The organism is Dokdonella fugitiva, assembly GCF_004342425.1.
In the GTDB taxonomy this organism is placed as follows: Bacteria; Pseudomonadota; Gammaproteobacteria; order Xanthomonadales; family Rhodanobacteraceae; genus Dokdonella_A; species Dokdonella_A fugitiva.
Genome location: NZ_SLWQ01000002.1, coordinates 411,703 through 429,804, shown reverse-complemented (window position 1 = coordinate 429,804; position 18,102 = coordinate 411,703). Strand labels below are relative to the sequence as shown.

The 18,102-nt window shown below is 68.7% G+C and carries 11 protein-coding genes; 5 read left to right on the top strand and 6 right to left on the bottom strand.

Annotated features, from left to right (window positions below; genetic code table 11):
• Positions 1-29 precede the first annotated feature (29 nt).
• Complete coding sequence (locus EV148_RS06210; RefSeq protein ID WP_131995093.1) at positions 30-3,239, top strand: TonB-dependent receptor; 3,210 nt, start codon at positions 30-32, stop codon at positions 3,237-3,239.
• Between the two features lie 133 nt (positions 3,240-3,372).
• Positions 3,373-4,758 (top strand): nucleotide 5'-monophosphate nucleosidase PpnN, encoded by a 1,386-nt coding sequence (gene ppnN, locus EV148_RS06205; RefSeq protein ID WP_131995090.1) that lies wholly within the window; start codon positions 3,373-3,375, stop codon positions 4,756-4,758.
• A 135-nt stretch (positions 4,759-4,893) separates the two neighbouring features.
• On the opposite strand, the gene EV148_RS06200 is transcribed toward ppnN, so the two are convergent.
• The 6 genes from EV148_RS06200 to rpsB all read right to left on the bottom strand — a co-directional run bounded on the left by EV148_RS06200 (position 4,894) and on the right by rpsB (position 13,506).
• On the bottom strand, positions 4,894-5,997 hold the full coding sequence (locus EV148_RS06200; protein ID WP_158287346.1) for an efflux RND transporter periplasmic adaptor subunit: 1,104 nt from the start codon (positions 5,995-5,997) through the stop codon (positions 4,894-4,896).
• Between the two features lie 44 nt (positions 5,998-6,041).
• Complete coding sequence (locus tag EV148_RS06195; RefSeq protein WP_131995084.1) at positions 6,042-9,152, bottom strand: efflux RND transporter permease subunit; 3,111 nt, start codon at positions 9,150-9,152, stop codon at positions 6,042-6,044.
• Positions 9,153-9,470: 318 nt separating this feature from the next.
• Positions 9,471-10,274, bottom strand: a complete 804-nt coding sequence (locus EV148_RS06190) for a LytR/AlgR family response regulator transcription factor (RefSeq protein WP_131995079.1) — start codon at positions 10,272-10,274, stop codon at positions 9,471-9,473.
• Complete coding sequence (locus tag EV148_RS06185) at positions 10,271-11,335, bottom strand: sensor histidine kinase (RefSeq protein ID WP_131995076.1); 1,065 nt, start codon at positions 11,333-11,335, stop codon at positions 10,271-10,273. The genes EV148_RS06190 and EV148_RS06185 overlap by 4 nt, the downstream gene beginning before the upstream one ends.
• Before the next feature lie 208 nt (positions 11,336-11,543).
• A complete protein-coding gene (gene tsf / locus EV148_RS06180) occupies positions 11,544-12,419 on the bottom strand; it encodes a translation elongation factor Ts (protein WP_131995073.1) in 876 nt (291 codons plus the stop codon).
• A 199-nt stretch (positions 12,420-12,618) separates the two neighbouring features.
• A complete protein-coding gene (gene rpsB, locus EV148_RS06175; protein WP_131995070.1) occupies positions 12,619-13,506 on the bottom strand; it encodes a 30S ribosomal protein S2 in 888 nt (295 codons plus the stop codon).
• Positions 13,507-13,833: 327 nt separating this feature from the next.
• Here rpsB and map point away from each other — a divergent pair, with 327 nt between their 5' ends.
• Genes map through dapD form a run of 3 tightly spaced genes read left to right on the top strand, consistent with a single transcriptional unit; the run spans position 13,834 to position 18,100 of the window.
• Positions 13,834-14,601, top strand: coding sequence for a type I methionyl aminopeptidase (gene map / locus EV148_RS06170; protein WP_131995067.1), 768 nt, complete (start codon positions 13,834-13,836; stop codon positions 14,599-14,601).
• A gap of 4 nt (positions 14,602-14,605) precedes the next feature.
• Positions 14,606-17,266 carry a [protein-PII] uridylyltransferase gene (glnD, locus tag EV148_RS06165; protein WP_131995064.1) on the top strand — a complete coding sequence of 887 codons (2,661 nt, stop codon included), beginning with the start codon at positions 14,606-14,608 and terminating at the stop codon, positions 17,264-17,266.
• Positions 17,267-17,284: 18 nt separating this feature from the next.
• Positions 17,285-18,100 (top strand): 2,3,4,5-tetrahydropyridine-2,6-dicarboxylate N-succinyltransferase, encoded by an 816-nt coding sequence (dapD, locus tag EV148_RS06160; protein WP_131995061.1) that lies wholly within the window; start codon positions 17,285-17,287, stop codon positions 18,098-18,100.
• Positions 18,101-18,102: the final 2 nt, after the last annotated feature.

The following is an 18,102-nucleotide window of genomic DNA, read 5'->3' as shown; positions in this document are numbered from 1 at the left end:
ATTTCGCACGTTACGAGGGAAAGGCAGCAATGAACAAGCAACTTCGCATGCGGCTGTTGCCGTGGGTGATCGGTTCGCTCTTCGCGGCGTCGAGCGCCTTCGCGCAGAACACGTCGTCGTCGATCAGCGGTCGCATCGTCGACGCGAGCGGCGCACCCGTCGCCGGCGCGACGGTCGAGATCATCCACGTGCCGTCGGGCACGTCGCGCACGGTCATCGCCGACCAGAACGGTCGCTACAGCGCGCAGGGCCTGCGCGTCGGCGGCCCGTTCGAAGTGAAGGCGTCGGGTGACCACGGTGAAAGCGCCGACAAGCCGGACGTCTACCTCAAGCTCGCCGAGGAAACGACCCTCAACCTGACGGTCGGCGCCGCCGCGTCGACCCTCGAAGGCATCACCGTCACCGCGATCGCGCCGGGCGCGACCTTCCAGGCGGACAACAAGGGCCTCAGCAGCAACGTCTCGCAGCGCGAGCTCAAGGTCCTGCCGAACCCGAGTCGTTCGATCCAGGACATCGCGCGCACCGATCCGCACATCACGATCACCAACGTCGCGCGCGGCGAGATTTCCGCGCTCGGCCAGAACAGCCGCTACAACAACATCACGATCGACGGCGTGCCGACCAACGACTCGTTCGGCCTCGAGCCGAATGGCCTGCCCTCGCTGAACCAGCCGCTGTCGTTCGACGCGATCGAGGAATACAACATCTCGACCGCGAACTACGACGTGACGAACAAGCGCGCCGTCGGCGCCAACGTCAACATCGTGACGAAGTCGGGCACCAACGAGTTCCATGGCGACGTCTACTACGCGTACACCAACGCGGACGACCTCACGAGCGACGAGCCCAACGACTTCAAGGGCTACGACGCGAAGAAGACCTACGGCGCGACGCTCGGCGGCCCGATCATCAAGGACACGCTGTTCTTCTTCCTCAGCTACGAAGAGTCCAAGACGCTCGCCCCGGGCCCGACCTTCGGCCCGATCGGTTCCGGCGCGACCAACACGGTCAACATCACGCAGGAGCAGATCGACCGCATCACGCAGATCGCCCGCGACTACGGCATGACCCCTGGCACGCTCGGTGCGTCCGACGCGAACCAGGACAACAAGCTCTACCTCGGCAAGCTCGACTGGAACATCGCCGATGGCCATCGCGCGAGCTTCCGCTACAACAAGACCAAGAGCGACCAGCCGATCATCCAGACGTTCAACGCGAACACGTTGAGCCTGTCCAGCTACTCGTACGTGCAGAACCGCAACCTCGAGAGCTACGTGCTGAACCTGTACGACGACTGGACCGATACGTTCTCGACCGAAGCGTCGGTGTCGTACGGCAAGTATGACGCGGTGTCGCAGACGCTCGCCGACCAGCCGCAGGTGCAGGTCTGCATCGACGGCTGCGCCTCGAACAAGCCGTCGCTGTTCCTCGGCACGGACCAGTTCCGCCACTACAACGTGCTCGGCGTGAAGACGTACAACGCGTTCTTCGCCGGCAACTGGTTCCTCGGCGACCACACGGTCAAGGCCGGCTTCGACTTCCAGCGCGACAAGTTCTTCAACCTGTTCGGCCGCACCGAGTTCGGCGCCTACCAGTTCAACACGATCGACGACTTCGCGCAGGGCAACTGGGCCTCGTACAGCCTGTACCAGCCGGCCAACGGCAACATCAACAGCATCGCCGCGGACTGGGAACTCGACCAGTGGGGCCTGTTCGCGCAGGACGTCTGGCAGGTCACCCCGCAGCTGTCGCTGCAGTACGGCCTGCGCTGGGACATCCCGAAGACGGGTGACAAGCCGCCGTACAACGCGTCCTTCCGCCAGGCGTTCGGCTACTCCAACCAGGGCACGATCGACGGCAACAGCGTGCTCGAGCCGCGCGCGTCGTTCAATTACACGTTCGACACCGAGTACAAGACGCAGCTGCGCGGTGGCATGGGCATCAGCGAAGGCATGACGCCGGGCGTGTGGCTGAGCAACCCGTACTCGAACAACGGCCTCAGCACGCTGACGTACTTCGGCACCAACGGCTCGGGCTTCATCGCCGATCCGTACCACCAGGTGCCACCGAACACGGCACCCAACGCGCAGCAGACCGTCGACACCGTCGACAAGAACTTCCAGCTGCCGACCGTGCTCAAGGCGAGCCTCGCGTTCGACCGCGAGCTGCCGTGGTGGGGCCTCGTCGCGACCGCGGAACTCGCCCACGTCGGCGTGCGCCACGGCCTGTGGTACCAGGAAATCAACCTCGGCCCGGGCAACGGCACGCTGCCGGATGGTCGCATCAGCTACTGGCGCAGCACCGATCCGGCCGCGTGGGCCGGCAGCACGACGCCGGCCGGATATTCGGGCCTCCAGCGCTTCGGCAACAACCCGGCGTTCGGCGGCGCTTCGACGTACCTGACCAACACGGGCAAGGGCGAGTCGAACTCGCTGACCCTGTCGTTGCAGACGCCGTTCAAGGAAGAAGGCTTCTCGGGCGGCACGAGCCTCACGATCGGCCGTGCCACCGAAGTCAATCCGGGCACGTCGAGCCAGGCCTCGAGCAACTTCAGCGGCCGCGCGACGTACAACCCGAACGAGGCGGTCGCGTACCGCTCGAACTACGACGTCAAGGCGCGCATCCTCGGCACGCTGACCTGGCAGCACAAGTTCTTCGGTGACTACGTCACCAGCGTGTCGGCGTTCTATGACGGCCACAGCGGCCAGCCGTACAGCTTCGTCTACGGCAACGACGCCAATGGCGACGGCATCGCCAACAACGACCTGCTGTTCGTGCCCAAGCCGGGCGACGTGCAGTTCGTCGGTGCCTCGCAGACCGCGATCGACGAGTTCTACGCGTTCATCAAGGGCAACGACTACCTGCGCCACCACCAGGGCGGCGTCGTCGGCCAGAACGGCGCGACCTCGCCGTGGATCAACCAGATCAACCTGAGCTTCCGCCAGGAAGTCCCGGGCTTCTTCAAGGACCACAAGGGCGAGCTGCGCTTCGACATCTTCAACTTCGGCAACATGCTGAACAAGAAGTGGGGCCAGATCTACGACGTGCCGTTCGCGAGCGCCGGTGGTTTCACCCGCAGCATCGCCAACTTCCGTGGCATCGATCCGGCGACGGGCCAGTACATCTACTCGCTGCCGACCACGAGCGACGGCCACTTCAATGCGCCGCAGTACATCAGGGAAGACGCGGTCGCGCAGTCGCGCTGGTCGGTGCTCGTCACCCTGCGTTACACGTTCTGACCAACGCTGCACCGCTGCACCGAACGGCCGGCCTTGCGCCGGCCGTTCGCTTTTGCGGGATCGCTTGACCGCGGCGGCGCGTGGTGGCATTGCTAGCGATCCAACGAAAGACGAAAACGAGGAAACAACGAGCATGGAGCCTGTCCCGACCAAGTCCGCCACCTTCAGCGCACGCATCTCGCCGGTCGCGGGGCTCGACGTCCTGTCGCGCCACGAGGTCGCGCGCCTGCGCGACGCCGGGGCAGGCGGCCTGCACGAGCTGCTGCGCCGCTGCGCGCTCGCCGTGCTGACCCAGGGCAGCGGCAGTGACGACGCACGCGCGCTGCTCGACCGCTATCCGGACTTCGACATCCAGATCCTGCAGCAGGACCGCGGCGTCAAGCTCGAACTCAACAATGCGCCCGCCGAAGCGTTCGTCGACGGGCACCTCATCCATGGCGTCAACGAGCTGCTGTTCGCCGTGGTGCGCGACATCGTCTACGTGTCCAACCAGATCGAAGCGGGCGCGTTCGACCTCGAGAGTTCCCCGGGCATCACGCACGCGGTGTTCGAGATCCTGCGCAACGCGCGCGTGCTGCGCCCGAACACCGACCCGAACTTGGTCGTCTGCTGGGGCGGCCACTCGATCGGCCGCAACGAATACCTGTACACCAAGAAGGTCGGCTACGAGCTCGGCCTGCGCGCCTACGACATATGCACGGGCTGCGGACCCGGCGCGATGAAGGGGCCGATGAAGGGCGCGACCATCGCGCACGCGAAGCAGCGTCGCCACAGCAATCGCTACATCGGCATCACCGAGCCAGGGATCATCGCGGCCGAATCGCCCAACCCGATCGTCAACAACCTCGTGATCATGCCGGACATCGAGAAGCGACTCGAGGCATTCGTGCGCATCGGCCACGCGATCATCGTGTTCCCCGGCGGCGTCGGCACGGCCGAGGAAATCCTTTACCTGCTCGGCATCCTGCTGAACCCCGAGAACGCGTTGCTGCCGTTCCCGCTCGTGTTCACCGGTCCGGCCGAGTCGGCTGCATACTTCGAGCAGATCGACCGCTTCCTGCGCCTGTCGCTCGGCGACGATGTCGCCCGGCACTATTCGATCGTCGTCGACGACCCCGCCGAGGTCGCGCGGCAGGTGCGCAAGGGCATCGAGCGCGTGCGTCTGTTCCGCCTCGACAACCAGGACGCGTTCTTCTTCAACTGGGCGCTGCACATCGAGCGCGAGTTCCAGGTGCCGTTCCAGCCGACCCACGCGGCGATGCGCGCGCTCAACCTGCACCGCGACCAGCCTTCGCACCGCCTCGCCGCGGACCTGCGCCGGGCGTTCTCCGGCATCGTCGCCGGCAACGTCAAGGAGGAGGGCATGCGTGCGATCGAGCAGCACGGCCCGTTCGAGATCCACGGCGACCGCGACATCATGCAGGCCCTCGACGCCCTGCTCGCGAGCTTCGTCGTGCAGCAGCGCATGAAGCTGCCAGGCTCGCGCTACGTGCCGTGCTACCGCGTCCTCACCGACTGATTTCGCGCGGTCGCATCGGACAACATCCTGAAACACGGAGCACACGGAGAAGGAAGAGCAACAGACGTTGAAAAGCTCTTCCTCTGTGTGCTCCGTGTTTCAATCTTCGGCTTTGAAGCTGCTCCGCCCCGGGGATCAACCTGGTGGTTTCGCAGCCGTCGAGGTGACGCCGGCGACGACCTGGCTGCGTGAGGCGACCTGCACCTTCTGGCCGTCGCCAAGGCGCTCCGCGCCGCGCACGACGACGAGGTCGCCCGCGGTGAGCGCGCCTTCGACTTCGGTCAACTCGCCGTCGCTCGCGCCCGTGCGTACGGCGACCTTCTCGCTCGTGCCGTTGCCGCCGATGCGCATCACGTAGCTGCCGTCGGCGCGCACGACGAGCGCATCGCGCGGCACGGCCATCGCGCGCACGGGCGTGCGCTCGGGCAGGGCGACTTCGATCGCGCTGCCGACCAGCGGCTGCGTGCCGAGCAGGGCGAGCCGCAGTTCGAACTGGCGCGAGCGTTCCTCGCCGACCGGCACGACCGCGCGTACGCGCGCCTTCGACGTCTCGTCGCCGATGCGGACCGGCAATTCCATGTCCGCCTTCAGCATCTCCGCGAGCGCGAGCGGCGCCTGCACGCGTGCCTCGAGGCGCCCCGTGTCGACGAGGTGCGCGATCGCCGCGCCGGTCGCGACGAACTCGCCGCGCTGGGCGAGGCGTTCGGTGACCACGCCCGGGAACGGCGCGCGCACTTCGGTCTGCCCGAGCTCGTACTGCGCGGTGCGCACGCGCGCCTCCGCCTGGCGCAGTTGCGCGCTGTATTGCTGGACCTGCGCGCGCGCCTCGTCGACCTGGTTGGCCGCGATGCTGCGGTTCTCGGCGAGCCGCTCGTAGCGCTCGCTCTGCCGCTGCGCGAGCGTGCGTTGCGCCTTGATGCGCTCGACTTCGCTGCGCGCGTCTTCGAGGTGCAGGCGGATCGCTTCGTCCTCGAGTTTGGCGACGCGCTCGCCGGCCTCGAGGCGCGTGCCGACTTCGGCGACGTACTCGAGCCGGCCCGCGGCGCTCGTCGCGAGCCTGGCGTCGTCGCGGCTGACGACGCTGCCCGGCACCCAGCGGCGCGGCGCGATCTCGGCCACGTCCGCCTTGGCGACTTCGACGATCGTCGCCGGCGCGGCCGGCGCCTGCGCGGTCGCGAAGCCGGGCAGGGCGAGCGCGAGCTCGAGCAGAAGGAAGCGGGTCCGGTGCGGGCGGTGCATGGTGACCTCCGGTCGTATGCGATTGCGAGTGGATTCCGTCGGATTCATGCCGCGCGCGCGACGGCGGGGTGCTGCTCGCCCGACGGGGTCGGCCCCGCCTGCACATCGGCCTTGCGCTCGCGCGTGGTCAGGCGCATGAGGCTCGGCAACAGCAGCAGCGAGAACACCATCGCGACGACGACGCCGCCGACATTCACCGCGGCGAGGCCGCGATAGATCACGCTGCCGGGGCCGGGATTGATCGCCATCGGCAGTGCGCCGAGCGCACCGGTCAGCGTGCTCGCGAGGATCGCGCGCAGGCGCTGGTTGAGCGCGAGGCGGATCGATTCCTCGAGCGTGTGGCCATGGTCCTGGGCATCGCGCGTGCGGTCGACGAGCAGGATCGCGTGGTTGACGATCACGCCGACCATCATGATGAAGCCGATCATCGTCAGCAGGTCGAGTGGCTGGAACGCGACGAAGCCGAGCACGCGCAGGCCGAGCACGCCGCCGACCAGCGCGACCGGCACGGTCAGCACGACGACGAGCGCATCGCGCACCGAGCGGAACATCGCCGCCATCAGCAGGAACAGCACGAGCAGGGCGAGCACGAAGTTCTTCGCCATCGTCGACACGGTCGCCTCGAGGCGGTCCGCGCTGCCGGCGAGGCGGATGTTCGCGTCGGCGGGCAGTTTCGCGCGCAGCGCCGGCACGACGTCCTGCTGGATCGTCTTCAGTGCGTCCTCGAGCGAGAGCGTCTGCGGCGGATCCATCGTCAGGGTCACCGTGCGGCGATGGTCGAGGCGGCGAATCTGGTTCGGGCCGAGCGCGGTTTCGAGCCGGATCACGTCGCCGAGCGGGATGACCTGGCCCGTCGGCGTCACCAGCGGTGCTTCGGCGAGCGACTCGGGTGTCTCGCGGCGGTCCGCGCGCAGGATGATCGGCAGGCGCGTCTGGCCGTCGAAGTACTCGCCGAGCCAGGCGCCGTCGCCGAGCGCGCGCACGATCGTGCCGAGCGAGGCGCGATCCCAGCCCGCTTCGGCGATGCGCCGGTCGTCGGGGATCGCATGCAGTTCGAGCGTCGTCTGGTCGGTCGCCGGGTTCGCCTGCACGTTCGCACCGGGGAACTTCTGCTCGAGCAGCTTGCGGCCGTCCTCGGCGACGCGGTTGAGCGTCTCCGCGTCGTCGCTCTGCAGATGGATCGCGACCGAGCGCGCCGAGCCGCCGACGCCGCCGAACAGCTCGCCTTCGGTGGCGAACGCACGCGTGTCCGGGAAGCCGACAGTGATCTCCTCGCGCATGATCCGCTCGAGCTCGCCGATGCGCGTCTCGTCCACGACGCGCGCGCCGATCGTGCCGCCGCCCGGCCACAGCCAGATGTAGTAGTTCTTCAGCGCCGGCTGCTTCTCGCCCTTCATGTACGGCGTGAGGCGCTCGATCAGCGTCCCGCCGATCTCGTCGTTGACCTTCTCCGGACTCATGCCGGGCGGGAAGCTGAAGAACGCGTCGATCGCCGCGCGCTTCACCGGTGGCAGGTAATCGAGCTTGGGCAGGAAATACCAGCTCGCGGCGAGCGGCAGCACGAGCAGGCCGAAGACCCAGCCGAGCTGCTTGGCCCGCGTGTCGGTCCAGCGCAGGATGCGTTCGGTCAGCGCGGGCCAGCCGTCGCCGTAGCCGGACTTGAGCTTCTTCGCCTTGAGCGCGCCGGCCGCGGCGGGCAGCACGGTGATCGCGACGACGATCGACAACGCAACCGCGATCGAGATCGTCAGCGCGAGGTCGGCGAAGATCTGCCCTTCGACATCACGCAGGAACAGCACCGGCAGGAACACCGCGATCGTCGTGATCGTCGAGGCAACGAGCGCGGGCACGACCTGCGCCGTGCCTTCGCGTGCGGCCTCGAGCGGCGTCATGCCGGCTTCCTTGAGCCGGATGATGTTGCCCGAAACGACGATCGCGCCCTCGACCACCATGCCCACCGCGAACGCGAGGCCGGCGAGCGAGATCACGTTGAGGCTGCGGCCGCCGAGGTCGAGCGCGCCGAACGTCGCGAGCAGGCAGATCGGGATCGCGCTCGCGATCAGGATGGTCGCGCGCCAGTCGCGCATGAACCACCACACGCACAGCAGCGCGAGCAGCGCGCCGACGATGAGGTTCTCGGTGAGCAGGTTCACGGCGCGGTGGATGAACAGCGCCGAGTCGAAGCTCTGCTCGATGCCGAGGCCGCGCGACTTGAGCGGCCCGTCACGCAGTTCCGCGACGACCTTCTTGACCTGTTCGAGCGTGCCGAGCACGTTCGCGCCCGGTGCGCGCAGTACCTGCAGGCCGATCGCCGGATTGCCGTTCTGGTAGACGAAGAACTGCTGCTCGGGCGGCTTGCGCTCGATCGTCGCGACGTCGCCGAGCTTGATCGGCCTGCCATCGCGCCAGGCCAGCACGAGGTCACCGAGGTCCTCCGGTTTGTAGCGCCCGGTGAAGCGCAACTGATACTGGCGTCGCCCGACTTCGACCTGGCCGCCCGAGACATCGTTGGCACTCGCCGCCTTCTGCGCGATGTCGGGGATCGCGATGCCCATCGCGGCGGCCTTGGCGAGATCGACCGTGATGCGCACGTCGTCGGGCGGGCCGGCGTTGACGTTGACCGAGGCGACGCCGGGCACGGCCTCGATGCGCGGCCGGATCACGTCCTCGATGTAGCGGCGGTAGTTCTCGATCGGCCCCGGCGTGCCGGGCAGTAGCTGCACGAAGAACCAGGACAGCGAGCTGTTCGAGTCGTTGCCGCCGCCGCCGAGCTGGATCACCGGGCGATCGGCGTCCTGCGGCAGCGGGCGCATGCGGTTCATGCGGCCGATCACGTCGACGAGCGCGGAGCGCATGTCGGTGCCGATCGCGAATTCGAGGTTGATGAACGCGCCGCCGGTGTTCGCATTGCCTTCGATCTGCTCGACGCCGGCGAGGCCCTGCAGGACCTGTTCCTCGGGTTCGAGCAGCTGCGCCTCGACTTCCTCGGGCGAGGCCGCGCGCCAGTTCGTGAAGATCGTGATGTTCGGCCGGTCGATGTCCGGGAACAGCTGCAGCGGCAGCTTGACGAGGCTCATGCCGCCGAACAGGCAGACGAGCAGGACGGCGACGCAGACCGCGATGGGATTGCGGATCGATGCTTGGATCAGGCGCATGGCGGGCTCCCGGCTCGACGCCAGCGTGCGCCGTCGTCGTGCGCAATGGATGCGCCAGGAGTAACGAAGGTTGCGTCGGCTTCGGCGAACCGTGCGTACGGGGCGACGAGGCGTGACGGCTTTCGTTCGAGTACCCCGGGCTGAGGGCCCGGGGCTGAAAAGCAGGTTGTCGGCGCGGCCAGCGTTGCCTTCGCCTTCGAGGCATGGCGTTTGCGGCCGGCACCTGCGCTCCGCGCTCTTCGGCCCCGGCCCCTCAGCCCTACACCCGCGGGGCGGGTCGAGCCGCCCGGCAGCGACTCCCGCCGTCGTCGCCCTCAATCAATGCAACAACCGCACCTTGTCCTTGTAACTGCGCGACAGCTTGAGCTGCTGGCCGGAGTCGAGGATGAGGAAATACTCGCCGTTGAGGTGCGCGCGCAGTTCCTTGACGCGGCCGACGTTGACGATCGTCGAGCGGTGGATGCGCTGGAAGCGGCGCGGGTCGAGGCGGCTTTCGAGTTCGCGCATCGTCGCGCGCAACACGTGGGTGTCCTTGCCGGTGTGCACGCACATGTAGTCGCCAGCCGCATCGATCCACAGGATCTCCTCGACCGGCACGCGCAGGATGCGGCCGGCGTCGCGGATCGCGAGGCGCTCCTCGACCGGCTGCGCCAGGCGGTCGGCATCGACGAGCGCTTCGTCGAGAGTGAGATCGGGCTTGCCCGAGACGTTGCCGAGCAGGCGCAGCAGGCGCGCGCAGTGGTCATCCGCGTCGCGCGCGGCGAGCGCCCGGCGCACGCGTTCGACCGCGGCGTCGAGGCGCGCGTCCTCAATCGGCTTGAGCAGGTAGTCGATCGCGTTGGCCTCGAACGCCTGCAGCGCGTACTGGTCGTAGGCGGTCACGAACACCGTCAGCGGCAGCTGCGCGAGCGGGACCGCGCGCAGCAGCTCGAAGCCGTCGACGCCCGGCATCTGCACGTCGAGGAACATCAGGGTCGGCAGGTGTTCGGAAATCGCGAAGAACGCCTCGCGCCCGTTGGCGGCCTCGCCGACGACCTCGATGTCGGGGTGGCGCGCGAGGCGCAGCGCGATGCCGCGGCGGGCGAGGGGTTCGTCGTCGACGATCAGGGTGCGGATGCTCATCGGTTGCGGTTTTCGCTGGCGGTTTCGAACGGGAACTGGAGTCGCACTTCCGTGCCCTGCGGCTGCAGGCGCACGATCTCGAAGTGCTGGCGGTCGCCGTACAGCACGCGCAGGCGTTCGCGCGTATTGGTGATGCCGACGCCCTGGCCGTCGGCGCGCTCGGGGCGATAGCTGAGGCTGCCGGGGCCGTTGTCGCGCAGCACGATGTCGAGCACGCCCTCGTCGACGACGCGCGCGATGATCTCGATGCGACCGCCTTCCTCGCGCTTGGAAATGCCGTACTTGACAGCGTTCTCGATCATCGGCTGCAGGATCAGGCTCGGCACGAGCGCCTCGCCGGCCGGCGGCGTGACGAGGATGCCGACCTTGAGGCGGTCGCCGAAGCGCACCTGCTCGATCGCGAGGTAGCGCTGGATCGAACCGATCTCCTGGTCCAGCGACACCTTCTGCTCGGGATCGCTGTCGAGCGAATAGCGCAAGAAGCCGGACAGCGCTCCGACCATGCCGTTCGCCTGCTCGGCGCGGCCGTCGAGCACGAGCGTGGAGATCGCGTTGAGCGTGTTGAACAGGAAATGCGGATTGAGCTGGTAGCGCAGCATGCGCAGCTGCGCCTGGTGCGCCATTGCCGTCGCCTGCAGCGCGGTCTCCTTCTCGTGCTGCAGCTGGCGCGCGAGCTTGATGCCGACGTAGGCACCGGTCCACGCCACGAGCAGTTGCAGCCAGCCGAAGAAATAGGAGAGGTAGCCGAGCCAGCTCTTCGGCGGCTTGCACTCGGCGCACATGTTCGACACGGCGATCCACCAGAGGTAGCCGCCGACGATCGAGGCGACGACGAGCGCGCCGATGCCCCAGCGCACGCGCTGGGCGGGCGCGTGCGTCCAAGTCGCCTTGAGCACGGCACGGATGCCGAGCGTGAGCAGGAATCCGCACAGCGCGTCGTAGGCGTTGAGCCGCCACATGTCGAGCGGCCGGCCGTAGCCGATCTCGGACAGGAAGCTCTCGAGCCCATAGGCGGTCCACGCCCCGGTTTGCAGCAACCAGAACTGGCGCTGGCGGTTCATCATCGATGCGGCTGGCGGCGGCGGCTCGGACCCATCCGGGGATCATAGGATGATTCGGCGCCGTGCAGGCGCGTCTCGGCGCGGCGCGGCCACCGTTCGCCTCGGCGCATCGGTGCCGGGCGCGCGCGTCGGAGACGGGCGGTGCCCACGCAAAGAAAAAGGCCGCGGAAAACCGCGGCCTCGTTCCGATCCCGATGGCGCGAGGTCCTCAGACCTGCATCGCCTTGGCGACTTCGGCGGCGTAGTCCTCGACCACCTTCTCGATGCCTTCGCCGACCGCGATGCGCTGGAACGCGACGACGTCGGCGCCGGCGGCCTTCGCCGCGGCCTCGACCGTCTGGTCGGTGTTCAGCACGTAGGGCTGGCCGTACAGCGTGACCTCGTTGACGATCTTGGCGACCTTGCCGCCGATGATCTTCTCGAGGATCTCGGCCGGCTTGGCCTTGTCCTTCTCGCTCATCTTCGCCAGTTCGATTTCCTTCTCCTTGGCGAGGAAATCGGCCGGCACGTCGGCCGCCTTGTTGTACGGCGGGTTCATCGCCGCGACGTGCATCGCGACGCCGCGCGCGAAGTCGGCATCGCCGCCCTTGACCTCGACCAGCACGCCGATGCGGCCGCCGTGCACGTAGGCCGCGACGTTGTTGGCCGAATCGGACGCGACGAGGCGGCGCACCTGCACGTTTTCGCCGACCTTGGCGATGACCGCCGCGCGCGCTTCCTCGACGGTCTCGCCGCTCGGCAGCTTGACTGCCTTGAGCACTTCGACGTCCTTCGCGCCGGAGGCGAGCGCGGCCTTGGCGACCGCGTCGGCGAATTTCAGGAAGTTCTCGTCCTTGGCGACGAAGTCGGTCTCGGAGTTGATCTCGACCAGCACGGCCTTGCCGCCGTCCTGCGCCATCGCGATGCGGCCTTCGGCGGCGACGCGGCTGGCCTTCTTGTCGGCCTTGGCGAGACCCTGCTTGCGCAGCCATTCGGCCGCGGCGTCGATGTCGCCCTTGTTTTCGGTGAGTGCCTTCTTGCACTCCATCATGCCGGCGCCGGTGCGCTCGCGCAGGTCCTTGACCAGGGTAGCGGTGATTTCCATGGTGTCCTCGATGGCTGCTGCGGCGGCGCGTGATCGCGCCGCCCGTTGAAACTGCGATCGCCGCGCGCAGGCGCGCGCGGCAAATCAGTGGATGCCCGCAATGCGGGGCCCGGGGCGGGCCCGTACGTCGGTCGCGCGCCCTGCAGGCGCGTCGCGACGCATCCGGAACCGGGCCGCGCGGACGCGGCCCGGATGCGGCTTACTCGGCGGCCGGGGCTTCGCCCTTGCCCCCACGCGGCGCGGCGCCGCGGCGGCCGGCCGGCGGACGCTTGTCGCCGCCCGGCTTGCGCGGACCCGACGGACGACGGCGGTCGTCGCGCTCGCGCGCGTCCTTCTTGGCGATCGGGTTGCCGTCGGCGTCGAGTTCGACGAAGTCGTCCTTCTCGCTGGCGACGATCGCCGGGGCGGCAGCCTTGCCCTCGAGCACGGCGTCGGCCGCGGCGCTGGCGTACAGCTGCACGGCGCGGATCGCGTCGTCGTTGCCGGGGATCGCGTAGTCGACGAGGGCCGGGTCGTAGTTGGTGTCGACCACCGCGATGACCGGGATGCCGAGCTTCTTGGCTTCCTTGATCGCGATGTCCTCGTGGCCGATGTCGATCACGAACAGCGCGTCGGGCAGGCGATTCATGTCCTTGATGCCGCCGAGCGACTTCTCGAGCTTCTCGCGCTCGCGCACGAGGCCGAGCACTTCATGCTTGACCAGGCGCTCGTAGCTGCCGTCGGTCGCCATCGTCTCGAGTTCCTTCAGGCGCGCGACCGACTGCTTGACCGTGCGGAAGTTGGTCAGCATGCCGCCGAGCCAGCGCTGCGAGATGTACGGCATGCCGCAGCGCGCCGCTTCTTCCTTGACCGCCTCGCGCGCCGAGCGCTTGGTGCCGACGAACAGGATCGTGCCGCGCTTCTGCGCGATCGCCGAGATGAAGTTCATCGCGTCGCTGAACAGCGGCAGCGTCTTCTCGAGGTTGATGATGTGGATCTTGCCGCGCGCGCCGAAGATGTACGGCGCCATGCGCGGGTTCCAGTAACGGGTCTGGTGGCCGAAATGCACGCCGGCTTCGAGCATCTGGCGCATCGTGACTTGAGGCATTGCAGGTATTCCTTGCGAAGAAGGGAACCGGGGCGCGTTTCGCCACGAGCAGCCTGCACGCGAACGTGCCGGCCCTCGCGAGCGGACTCGCGAACCAATTCCGGGGTTGGACCTCCACGTACCCGCCGCGTGCGACTCCTTGCGGAGCACCCCGAACGCGGTGACGATACGTGTGCGGATTCGGCACGATTGCCGTAGCGGCCTTGCGGATTGCCCGGTCGGCCGCATATTTTCGTTTCACCGCCAACGACTTACGAAAGTCGGCTGGTGAAACCATAGAATTATAGCCCGCTCCGCGCGTCCACGCCAGTCAACTACCCGGATACCATGCCCGTCACCGTCAAGACCCCCGAGCAGATCGAAAACATGCGCGTCGCCGGCCGGCTCGCCGCCGAAGTGCTGGAAATGCTCGTGCCGCACGTCAAGCCCGGGGTCAGCACCGAGGAACTCGACCAGCTCGCCTACGAGCACATCGTGCACAAGCAGAAGGCGGTGCCGGCCAACGTCGGCTACAAGGGCTTCCCGAAGACGCTCTGCACTTCGGTCAACCACGTCATCTGCCACGGCATCCCGCATCCGGGCAAGGTGCTCAAGGACGGCGACATCGTGAACATCGACGTGACCGTCATCAAGGACGGCTGGCACGGTGACACGAGCCGCATGTACTGCGTCGGCACGCCGTCGGTGCTCGCCAAGCGCCTCGTCGACACCACGCTCGAGGCGATGCTGCGCGGCATCGCCCAGGTGCGCCCTGGCGCCACGTTGGGCGACATCGGCCATGCAATACAGAAGCATGCGGAGGCGCAGGGGTTCTCGGTCGTGCGCGAATATTGCGGCCACGGCATCGGCCGGATCTACCACGAGGACCCGCAGGTGCTGCACTACGGCCAGCCGGGCGCAGGCCTCAAGTTGCAGAAGGGCATGACCTTCACGGTCGAGCCGATGATCAATGCCGGCAAGCCGCACACCCGCCTGCTGCCGGACGGCTGGACCGTCGTCACCAAGGACCATTCGCTGTCCGCGCAGTGGGAGCACACGATCGCCGTGACCGACGACGGCTACGAGATCCTCACGGCCTGGCCGAGCGCCGCCTAGTCCGATGGACGCGCGCGACGCGATCGACGCGCGCCTGCCCGACCTGCCGCGGCTTCCCGCGGCACTGCCACGCAGCGGCGTATCGGCGCAAGCGCGCCTCGCGCTGCGCCAGGTCCTCGGCGACAACGAGCGCGCGCTCGCCCACGCCTTCCATGCAGGCGCCGACGTCGCCGCGCTCGTGCAACTGCGTGCAGGTGCGGTCGGCGCGATCGTCGTGCACGCCTGGCGATCGTGCGTGGGCGAAGCGGGCGAGTGCGCGCTGCTGGCGGTCGGCGGGTTCGGGCGCGGCGTGCTGTTTCCGCAGTCCGACGTCGACCTGCTCGTGCTTGGTGGCATGGATGCGCTCGCACGCCAGGCGCGCGCGCTCGAAGCGTTCTTCGCCTGCCTGTGGGACATCGGCCTCAAACCCGGGCATGCGGTGCGCACGCCCGCCGATTGCCGCGCGCTCGCCGCCGCGGATGTGAGCGTCTACACGTCGCTCATGGATGCCCGCCTGCTCGCGGGCGAGCAGGGCCTGGCCGACGCCCTCGCCGCGCTCGTCGCCGATCCCGCCCTGTGGCCGCCCGGGCAATTCCTCGCCGCCAAGCGCGCCGAGCAGAGCGCGCGCCACGCGCGCTACGACGACACCGCCTACAACCTCGAACCCAACCTCAAGGACGGGCCGGGCGGCTTGCGCACGCTCGATCTCATGTGCTGGCTCGGGCGGCGGGTCGCCGGCGCGGGCGACTTCGAGGCGATGGCCGGGCGCGGTCTGCTCGACCGCACCGAATGCGCCGCGCTCGAACGCGCGCAGGCGACGCTGTGGCGCTACCGCTACGCGCTGCACCTCGCCGCCGGCCGGCCCGAGGAACGCCTGCTGTTCGACTACCAGCGCCGGCTCGCGGGCGAGTTCGGCTACCGGGACGAACACGCGACCAACCTCGCGGTCGAGCAGTTCATGCAGGCCTATTATCGCGCCGCGACGATCGCCGAACGGCTCGGCGTGCAGTTCCTCGAACGATGCACCGAATCGCTCGAGCCGGCGGCAGGCCCGCCGCGCGAACTCGACCGCGACTTCATCGCGCTCGGTCCGCGCATCGAACTGCGCGACCCGGACCTGTTCCTGCGCCGGCCGCGCGCGATGGTCGACGTGTTCGTCGTGCCGCTCGACCATCCCGAGCTGCGTGGTCTCTCGGCCGAGACGATGCGCCGCCTGCAGCAGGCGCTCGCCCACTACGGTGACGGCTTCGCCGCCGATGCGCACGTCCTCGCCGCCTTCCTCGCGCTGCTGCGTCGCGGTGCGCGGGCGGTCGAGGCGCTCGCGGGCATGAACCGCCACGGCGTGCTGGCGGCGATCCTGCCCACGTTCCGCCGCGTGGTCGGCCGCATGCAGTACGACCTGTTCCACGTCTACACGGTCGACGAACACACGTTGCGCGTGCTGCGCAACATCGCGCGCTACGCGGACCCCGAAGGCGCGGCGGCGATGCCGCTCGCCGCCGAGGTCTTCGCCTCGCTCGACAAGCCCGAACTGCTGCTGCTCGCGGCGCTGTTCCATGACATCGCCAAGGGTCGCGGTGGCGACCATTCCGAGCTGGGCGAGGTGGAAGCGCGCGCGTTCTGCGCGCGCCTGGGCCTGCCCGAGCCCGACGTCGACCTTGTTGCCTGGCTCGTGCGCTGGCACCTGCTCATGAGCGTGACCGCGCAGCGCCAGGACATCACCGACCCCGACGTCGTGCATCGTTTCGCGGTGCAAGTCGGCGACCGCGAGCATCTCGATCACCTCTACCTGCTCACGATCGCCGACATCGCCGGCACCAATCCGAAGCTGTGGAACGAATGGAAGGCGCGCCTGCTCGCCGACCTGCACATGGCGGCGCGCTACGTGCTGCGCGCGGACCTCGGCCGGCCCTCGAATGCCGGCGAGCGCGCTGCCGACTGTCGCGCGCGCACGCGCGAGCTGCTCGTCGAGGGCGGTGCCGGTCCCGCCGAGGCCGAACGCTGGCTCGATGCGTTCCCGCAATCGAGCTTCCTGCGCCACCGGCCGGCGCAGCTCGCGCGCCAGGCGCGCGCGATCGCCGCGGCCGGGCCGGACGGCGTGGTCGTCGCGGTCAATCCCCAGTCGGCGCGCGGCGGCAGCGAATTGTTCGTCTGCGCGCCCGATCGCGACGGCCTGTTCGCCGCGATCGCCGCGACGCTCGATCGCCAGGGCCTCGGGGTCGTCGACGCGCGCCTGCTCGTCGGCGCCGGCGGGCGGGTGTTCGACACGTTCCAGTTGCTCGACGAGCGGTCCGGCAATGCACTCGCGCCGGCGCGTGCGCGCGAACTCGAGACGGCGCTGCGGCGCGTGCTGGAGGCGCGCGAGCTGGTCACGCGCGTCGCGCGTCGCACCCTGCCGCGCCGGCTGCGCCACTTCCAGCGCATGCCGCAGGTCGAGTTCGCCGACGTCGAGGGTGCGACCCAGCTCGCGCTCGTCTGCAGCGACCGTCCCGGCCTGCTCGCCGAAGTCGCGCAGGCACTGCGCGAGGCACGCGTGCGCGTGCACGACGCGCGCATTGCGACATTCGGCGAGCGTGTGGAAGACTTCTTCGTCCTGACCGACGAGACCGACGCCGTGCTCACCGAGGCGGCGCGCCAGCGACTGCGCGCGCGCCTGCTGGAACGACTCGGCGCCGATTCGCCCTGACCATTCGAGAGTAGACCCATGCCTTCCCAGCAAGCCCGGATCGACGACGCCTGGGAGCGTCGCACTGCACTCACCGACGCCGACATGGCCGCGCTGCGTCCCGCGCTCGAAGAGGTGCTCGACGACCTCGAGGCGGGCCGCGCGCGCGTGGCCGAACCCGACGGCCGCGGCTGGCACGTGCATCAATGGCTCAAGAAGGCCGTGCTGCTGTATTTCCGCATCAACGCGAACCGCGTCATGGACGGCGGTCCGATGGCCGCGTTCGACAAGGTGCCGCTGCGTTTCGCCGGCGCGGATGAAGCCGCGTTCCAGGCCGCGGGCGCGCGCGTCGTGCCCGGCGCGCTCGTGCGCCGCGGCGCGCACGTCGCGAAGGACGCCGTGCTCATGCCGAGCTACGTCAACATCGGAGCCCATGTCGGCGCCGGCACGATGGTCGACACCTGGGCGACCGTCGGCTCGTGCGCGCAGATCGGCGCGCGCGTGCATCTGTCCGGCGGCGTCGGCATCGGCGGCGTGCTCGAGCCGCTGCAGGCGAATCCGACCATCATCGAGGACGACTGCTTCATCGGCGCGCGTTCGGAAGTTGTCGAGGGCGTCGTCGTCGAGCGCGGCAGCGTGATCGGCATGGGGGTGTTCCTCGGCCAGTCGACGAAGATCTACGACCGCGCGACCGGTGAGGTCTCGTACGGGCGCGTGCCCGCGGGCAGCGTCGTCGTCGCCGGCACGTTGCCCGCGGCGGACGGCAGCCACAGCCTGTACGCTGCCGTCATCGTCAAGAAGGTCGATGCACGGACGCGGGCGAAGACCGGCATCAACGAACTGCTGCGCGCGTAGTC